Origin of the sequence: Colwellia sp. C2M11, from assembly GCF_018860915.1 — a bacterium.
GTDB lineage: Bacteria > Pseudomonadota > Gammaproteobacteria > Enterobacterales > Alteromonadaceae > Colwellia.
Genome location: NZ_JAHKQD010000019.1, coordinates 51,572 through 59,004 on the forward strand (window position 1 = coordinate 51,572; position 7,433 = coordinate 59,004).

Below are 7,433 nucleotides of genomic sequence, written 5' to 3' on the forward strand. Positions count from 1 at the left end.
GGTGTTATTAACAAAAAAATCAAATTGGCGTAATACTATCTTCATCCAAGGTCGCTTGAAAGTGTTGCACTAAGCCTTGTACCACTTCATCTTTTTTTAGTAAATCTTTTGCATAATCATAACGTTTATCATTTATATGTGATTGAATTTGATAAGGATCTGCGACTGTTTGCTCTACAATATTAATAGTCACTTGTATATCACGTGATAAAAACTGACTGATACTTTGCTGTAGTTGCTGCTGTGCAATATCAGTGTATAAATGTTTTGTCGCTTGATTTAAACATAAAATTAAATTGTTATCTGTCGAATTCTCATCAATAGTCGCATGAATTGCTAACTGCCTTAATCGGGCTGTAAGCTCCATGGAGTCAATCATATGCGCCCATTGATCAACTTGATTCGCTTTGCGAATAGTTGAAGGATCAATACTTTCCGCTTGGTAAGGTTGTGCTGGTTTCGGGAGCACTACTTTTTCAATATCCGTTTTAATGGCTGTATTAGTTGAATCAGCACTGTCTAAGTCTGTATTATTGTCGGTATCAACTTGACGCGCTATGGCGCCATCAGACTTTTTTCCTTGCTTATCCAATTGCTTTTTGCGGCTTCGTAGCATATTACGAGTCGCTAACACTGAACTTACCGGACTATCAAATACTGGTGTATCAGCTGTTTTTATTGGCGCAGTTGCTGTGTTCACAGGATCTACGTGCATAGGTTGTTCATTGAGAGTTTGTGCTTGAACCACGGGTTCCTGATATTGGTTTTCTTGTTCATGTACTTGCACAGGAATATGACTCTCTGGTGTTGGCACTATTCCTTCTTCAATACTTTGTGGAACAAAATTTTGCGTGGCTAAACCTTGTGACATATCATCTTGCGGAACATAGCTATTATTTTCAACAACATTAGCTACCGCAACAGGTGGTACTTCAGCTTGCATTGGTTCAGTAATCACTTCATTTGCTTGCTGCGAGAATGGTACTGTCCCAGCTTGCTGAATATCAACGGCCTGCTGCTCTATTTCATGCATTTGTTGCGCTAAAGCTTGTTCATCATTTGATGGTGTTTCCGTAAGCACGTCGTCTAAATCTTTAATATCAGATAAAGGAGCAGTTTGGTTAAGCGAACTCGCTTCTATTGGCTGTAACGACGACTTTTGCATAGGTTTAAACGCAAATAAACGCAATAATGTCATATCAAACGCTGCTTGTTCATCTGATGCATAAGGCAAATCTTTACGGCCATTCACACAAATTTGATAAAAAAGTTGCACATCTTCGGCTGACATTGCCTGGCTAAACTTTTTCAGTAATTGTGCGTGCTCAGCAGGTAAATCAAAATGTTGGTCAACAATTTGTAATATCGCTATTTGATGAAAAAGCTGTATAAGCTCAGCATATAAACGGCTATAGCTAGGCGCATAACTTGCTATTTCTTGGGATAATGCCATTAAACTTACCCCGTCTTGTTTTAATAACGCGATAACAATTTTATACACCCAGTTTTGATCTAAACCACCTAACATTTCTTGAATATTAGGCAAGGTTATATTGCCCTGCCCTTGTGCTATTGCTTGATCAGTTAAACTTAAAGAATCGCGCATGCTGCCACGAGCTGCTTTAGCCAATAAGGTTAAGGTACCACTAGCATGAGTAACATTTTCATAACCTAAGATTTCGGTAAGTTTACCTTCAATTTGTTTAACGGTAAGTGCTTTTAAATGAAACTGTAAACAACGCGATAGCACTGTAACCGGTAATTTTTGCGGATCGGTAGTCGCAAGAATAAACTTGACATGCTCAGGTGGCTCTTCCAACGTTTTTAATAGCGCATTAAAGCTATTACGCGACAGCATATGCACTTCATCAATAAGGTAAACTTTATAACGGCCACGTGTTGGTGCATATTGTACGTTATCTAGAATTTCTCTAGTGTCATCTACTTTGGTTTTCGAGGCAGCATCAATTTCAAGTAAATCAACAAATCTACCTTGATCTATTTCCAAACAGGTATCACATTTTCCACATGGCGTTGCTGTAATACCCGTTTCACAGTTCAAGCTTTTAGCAAAAATTCTGGCAATTGTGGTTTTACCTACACCTCGTGTTCCCGTAAATAAATACGCATGATGTAAACGTTGTTGCAGTAAAGCATTAACAAGTACAGTCACTACATGTTCTTGCCCTACAAGCTCCTCAAAACACTTAGGACGCCATTTTCTTGCTAAAACTTGATAACTCATATAATTTTATTCACCAGCATATTGCACAAGAGATGACGTAGTAAGGCCGATTGCTGCCAATCGTTTTTCACCTCCTAAGTCAGGTAAAGAAATAACAAAACCTGCATCTTTCACTTCAGCACCAATGCGACGTATTAATTTCGTGGTCGCCTCTATAGTGCCACCGGTGGCAAGTAAGTCATCAATAATTAATACTTTATCGTCGACACTTAACGCATCACGATGAATTTCTAAGACATCTTCACCATATTCAAGTTGATAAGCTTGAGCAAAGGTTTGTCTTGGAAGCTTGCCAGGTTTACGAACAGGAATAAAACCTACACCTAGTGCTAGCGCTAAAGGCGCACCAAATAAGAACCCTCTAGCCTCAGTGCCGACAACCTTGGTAAATCCTTGGTCTTTATATTTTTCAGTGAGTAGATCTATGGTTAATGCAAAGGCTTCTGCATTTTCTAGTAAACTAGTAACGTCGCGGAATAAAACACCTTCCACAGGGTAATCAGGGATTGCTTTAATAGCAGATTTTAATTGTGCTAATTGTTGTTCAGTCATTACTGTTCTTATACCAAGTAAAAATTTAATAATGACAAAGAATAAAACAATTCAGGCAATATTTATAGTGATGATATTGTTTACACCATTATTTATCACACTATTAAAACGCTATCGCAGCTTCAATCGAGCATTATTACAATGCTATTTGGGTGCGAACGTTCCCCAGTAAACACTTTACCGTTGAGATAAATTTAGTTTCATTTAAAGGTTTAGTAATAACATCATTAAATAAAGTAAACTCAGGTAGGCTTTCCACACTTTGCTTATTTTGTGTGGTCATAAACAAAACAGGTGTTGATGCACAAAAAGGTGTTTGCTTAAGATTTTTAGTTAAGTTAGCCCCATTCATTAATGGCATAAGGTGATCAATAATATAAAGATGAAATGATTCTTTTTGCGCTTTTTCAAAGCCATCTAGACCGTTAACTGCGGTAGTAATAGTGTACCCAACTGATGTTAATAGTTTACTAATATTTTCTCGTACACTTTTGTTGTCATCGACTACTAAAATATTCATAAAAAACTTCACGCCTATATATCAATTAGTCATTATTTCGGACTACGCTACAAAGATATAGCTTCCTTTCACAAAGCGTATTTTACCTTAAATAAAGATAATAACAAAGCCTAGTATTATGACAGTTTTATTCTAGTGTAACTATTCGGTTACAAGATGTTGTTTTATTTATTTTGGGTTATATTAAACGTTATGTTGGTTTAATTAGAGCCATGTTTACTCGGCTCTATAGCCCTCTTACTGGTTTACAAAGAGCAAGCTACTTATCGTGTTTATTTATTTTTATCTAGAAAAAGTGTGATTAACTTAAGACTTGATGATGACATACTATTATCTATGCCCTCCTCTACGTTCTCAACTTCAACTCCACCTCCCATGTAAGTGAGTACCTGCTTACTTAATTGTTTTCCTAATTCAACACCCCATTGGTCATAAGAATTCACTTGCCATAACATCCCTTGTACAAAAATTTTATGCTCATACAAAGCGAGTATCGCACCAAAACATTTTGGGGTTAATGACTTCATTAACAAAGTACTACTCGGTGTATTTCCTTTCATGGTTTTATGTGGTGCTAAAGCAGTAATTTCTGCTTCATTCATACCATTATTAGCTAACTCAGCTTTTACTTGCTCGATATTTTTACCTTGCATTAATGCTTCGCTTTGTGCAAAACAGTTAGCAACGAGCACTTTATGATGTTCCGCTAACAAACTTGTGCCTTGTAAAGCAACAATAAAGTCTGTCGGGATAATTTCATCACTTTGATGCATCAATTGCATAAACGCATGTTGCCCATTAGTCCCTTCCTGTCCAAAAACTATAGGTGCCGTTTTCCAAGCCAGCTTTTCTCCTTGGTTAGAAACTGACTTACCGTTACTTTCCATATCAGTCTGTTGCAGATATCCAGGTAAGGCTCTTAACGCATGATCATAGGGTAAAACCGCTAAACTCGGATAATCCAAGCCATTACGATTCCATAAACCCAGTAATGCCATTAGTACCGGCATATTTTCACAGAAGTCACTTTCTTGAAAATGCTTATCCATTTGATAAGCTCCTTCTTTAAAGGCATTAAAGTGCTCAATACCAATAGCTAACGCTAAAGGTAAGCCAACCGCAGACCAAACAGAGAATCGTCCACCAACCCAATCCCACATAGGCAGTACATGGCTAGACTCTAAACCAAACGCTTGGGCTTTTTCAACATTACTACTTATTGCAAACCATTGTTTTGCAATTGCACTATCATCACCTAGTTGCGTTAGCATCCAGGTTTTAATCGCTTTCGCATTTAACAAGGTTTCTTGTGTGGTAAAGGTTTTAGAAATAATAACAACGAGCGTTGTCGCAGCATTGAGAGAGTTAAGTTTTTCAGTAACAGCACTGCCATCAACATTAGCGATAACATGCACCTTTAAACCAGTACAGTGATAAGGCTGCAAAGCACTTAAACCAACTTTAATACCATAATAAGAGCCACCAATACCAATAGCTAATACATCAGTGAACTTTTCTCCACTAGCACTTAAGCGTTGTCCGTTTTGTACTTCATCAACAATCTCAGCCACACGCTGCTCAGTCGCTTCTACCTGCTTAGCTGCTTCACCTAAAACTTGCTTCTTTTCCTGTTCAGGTGCGCGCAATGCGGTATGTAAAACAGCTCGTTGTTCAGTATTATTTATTTTTTCGCCACTGAACATTAATTGCATTTTCTGTCTTAACCCTTGAGCTTCAGCCCAGGAAATCAGCTGCTCTAACTCTGCTTTAGTAATGTTTTGTTTAGAATAATCGAGATAAAGATCAGCCGCACTCACTGAAAATTCATCAGCTCGGTTTGGCAAACTAGCTGATGAATCAAGTGCAGCGTCGATAGGTAAGTCGAATAATGAAAAAATCGAACGTTTTTTCGCTCGCTCTGCATTTTTTTGAATAGTTTTATTGAAAAGTTCCATATGACGTCACCGTGCTCCCTGAATTAGCTAACGTTAAAATTAAAGCTAGAGTTGATGTCGAAATATCTAACCAATAACGACATCAATAACTATTTCGCATTTAATAATTTCAGCGCGAACTATAACGACAAGCTTTTCAAGTAATCAGTAAACTCAACACCTAACTCGTTATGTCGTAATGCATATTCAACATTCGCTTTCATATAACCTAGTTTAGAACCACAATCATGTGATTTACCAGTCATATGGAAAGCTTCAACCGTTTCTTTTTCCATTAACATCGCAATGGCATCAGTTAATTGAATCTCATCCCCGGCACCAGGAGGAGTGATTCTTAATAATTCCCATATTTTTTCAGATAATACATAACGGCCAACAACCGCCAAATTAGAGGGCGCATCTTCAACTGCAGGTTTTTCAACAACCGCGGTCATAGGTTGTGATTCACCAGGTGCTAAATCAACGCCACCGCAATCAACCACACCATAACTACTAACTTGCTCCATAGGTACAGGTTCAACCATAATTTGACTATAACCGCCAACGTCTTTATAACGGTTAAGCATTGCAGCTAAATTCTCTGTTTTTAAATTAGCAGAAGCATCATCTAAAATAACATCAGGTAACACAACCACAAATGGCTCTTCGCCAATAATAGGACGTGCTTTTAATACCGCGTGCCCAAGCCCTTTTGCTTCCCCTTGGCGAACATGCAAGATAGTGACATCTTTAGGGCAGATCGCTTGAATCTCTTTAAGTAATTGACGTTTAACACGCTTTTCTAATGTTGTTTCAAGCTCAAATGATTTATCAAAATGATTTTCAATGGCATTTTTAGATGAGTGAGTAACCAATACTATTTCTTTAATTCCTGCTGCAACACATTCATCAACAATATATTGAATTAATGGTTTATCAACGATAGGCAACATTTCTTTTGGAATAGCTTTTGTCGCAGGTAACATACGTGTACCTAACCCTGCGACAGGAATTACGGCTTTGGTTATTTTCTTGTTCATTCTAATCCTTCATTTTTATTTAATACAAAAAAAATTATATCCTATGCTACACCTGCCTTATGTAAATAGTAAATACGTAACTTACCTTATTTACAATTATGCTGGTTATTAGTTAAGATTTGAGTAATTAAGTCAAAACTTAGTATCAAGAGAGTATTAAAGTAAGCGTTAATGTAACAATTTATCATGCAAAAAAGCCGAAAAACAGAGCATAGTCCCTAATCACTGACTCTTACCGTATCCTTTTAACCGACGAATTAAATTGTAAAATAAAGTTACATCCCTTGTTGCTATCATCTAGGTCAAGTATCATTACCGTTCGACATTTATCTAATTTGTTTGTAATCACTTTTTACATTCATGGCTTACTCAATGGTTTTATCCGATAACTTCATATTTATTAACAATTTAATCGCCAAATTACCTCAGAAAAAAATAGCACAAGCTATCTGCCTCTGTTTGTTAATTTATATCGCTTTTATCTTGGCCAAGATCACGTGGCTGGTCATGCCAACGGCGGGACAAAACATTGGTAATAAAAATGCGGGCAACCTAACGGCAGCTCAACGACAAGCACAAAGCCAATTACAAGGTGGTCAGGTTGATTTATCACAGCTACAATCGTTACATTTGTTTGGTGAATATAATCAAGCAGCCAAAACAGAAACGATAGAAGAAATAGCTTCAGCACCTGAAACCCGTTTACAGTTAACGTTATCAGGATTAGTCGCTAGTGATGATATGGCGATTGCGGCTGCGGTTATTGAGCATAAGAAAAAACAAGCAACTTATGGTATTGATGACATTATTGAAGGCACCCGAGCTACACTTGAAAAAGTATTAATCGACCGGGTTATTATTAAACAGTCGGGGCGTTTAGAAACCTTGATGCTTGATGGTGCAGACTATAATCAACCGGCGCAAAGTGTGTCTCATAAAAAAGCGAGTAATGCGAATGCGGCTAAGGCGACGCGCGCTGAAAAAAGTGGTCCGAAAGTGGCCGCAACGAAAGGCACTGTTATTGACCAACGCAAGAATAATGATTTCAAACAAGCGGCACAGTCATTACGTAATGATTTAAACAACAACCCAGGGAAAATAACGGATTACTTGCGCATCACACCGGCACGTAAAAACGGTCA

General features: G+C 37.7%; 6 protein-coding genes. 1 reads left to right on the plus strand and 5 read right to left on the minus strand.

Going from position 1 to position 7,433, the window contains the following annotated elements:
• Positions 1-19: 19 nt before the first annotated feature.
• The 5 genes from dnaX to galU form a co-directional block, all read right to left on the minus strand.
• Positions 20-2,245, minus strand: a complete 2,226-nt coding sequence (gene dnaX, locus KO509_RS06855; RefSeq protein WP_215972546.1) for a DNA polymerase III subunit gamma/tau — start codon at positions 2,243-2,245, stop codon at positions 20-22.
• Between the two features lie 6 nt (positions 2,246-2,251).
• Positions 2,252-2,797 carry an adenine phosphoribosyltransferase gene (gene apt / locus KO509_RS06860; protein ID WP_215972547.1) on the minus strand — a complete coding sequence of 182 codons (546 nt, stop codon included), beginning with the start codon at positions 2,795-2,797 and terminating at the stop codon, positions 2,252-2,254.
• A 136-nt stretch (positions 2,798-2,933) separates the two neighbouring features.
• Entirely contained in the window at positions 2,934-3,317 is a 384-nt protein-coding gene (locus tag KO509_RS06865) for a response regulator (protein ID WP_215972548.1), read from the minus strand.
• A gap of 272 nt (positions 3,318-3,589) precedes the next feature.
• Entirely contained in the window at positions 3,590-5,272 is a 1,683-nt protein-coding gene (gene pgi / locus KO509_RS06870; RefSeq protein WP_215972549.1) for a glucose-6-phosphate isomerase, read from the minus strand.
• Positions 5,273-5,391: 119 nt separating this feature from the next.
• Positions 5,392-6,291 carry a UTP--glucose-1-phosphate uridylyltransferase GalU gene (gene galU / locus KO509_RS06875; protein WP_215972550.1) on the minus strand — a complete coding sequence of 300 codons (900 nt, stop codon included), beginning with the start codon at positions 6,289-6,291 and terminating at the stop codon, positions 5,392-5,394.
• 372 nt (positions 6,292-6,663) lie between these two features.
• Here galU and gspC point away from each other — a divergent pair.
• On the plus strand, positions 6,664-7,433 hold a 770-nt coding region (gene gspC / locus KO509_RS06880), incomplete at its 3' end, for a type II secretion system protein GspC (RefSeq protein WP_215972551.1).

What these genes read in the sequence shown, in the direction of transcription:
- dnaX (WP_215972546.1), bottom strand. Translation starts at nt 2,245, where the DNA reads ATGAGTTATCAAGTTTTAGCAAGAAAATGGCGTCCTAAGTGTTTTGAG.
- apt (WP_215972547.1), bottom strand. Translation starts at nt 2,797, where the DNA reads ATGACTGAACAACAATTAGCACAATTAAAATCTGCTATTAAAGCAATC.
- KO509_RS06865 (WP_215972548.1), bottom strand. Translation starts at nt 3,317, where the DNA reads ATGAATATTTTAGTAGTCGATGACAACAAAAGTGTACGAGAAAATATT.
- pgi (WP_215972549.1), bottom strand. Translation starts at nt 5,272, where the DNA reads ATGGAACTTTTCAATAAAACTATTCAAAAAAATGCAGAGCGAGCGAAA.
- galU (WP_215972550.1), bottom strand. Translation starts at nt 6,291, where the DNA reads ATGAACAAGAAAATAACCAAAGCCGTAATTCCTGTCGCAGGGTTAGGT.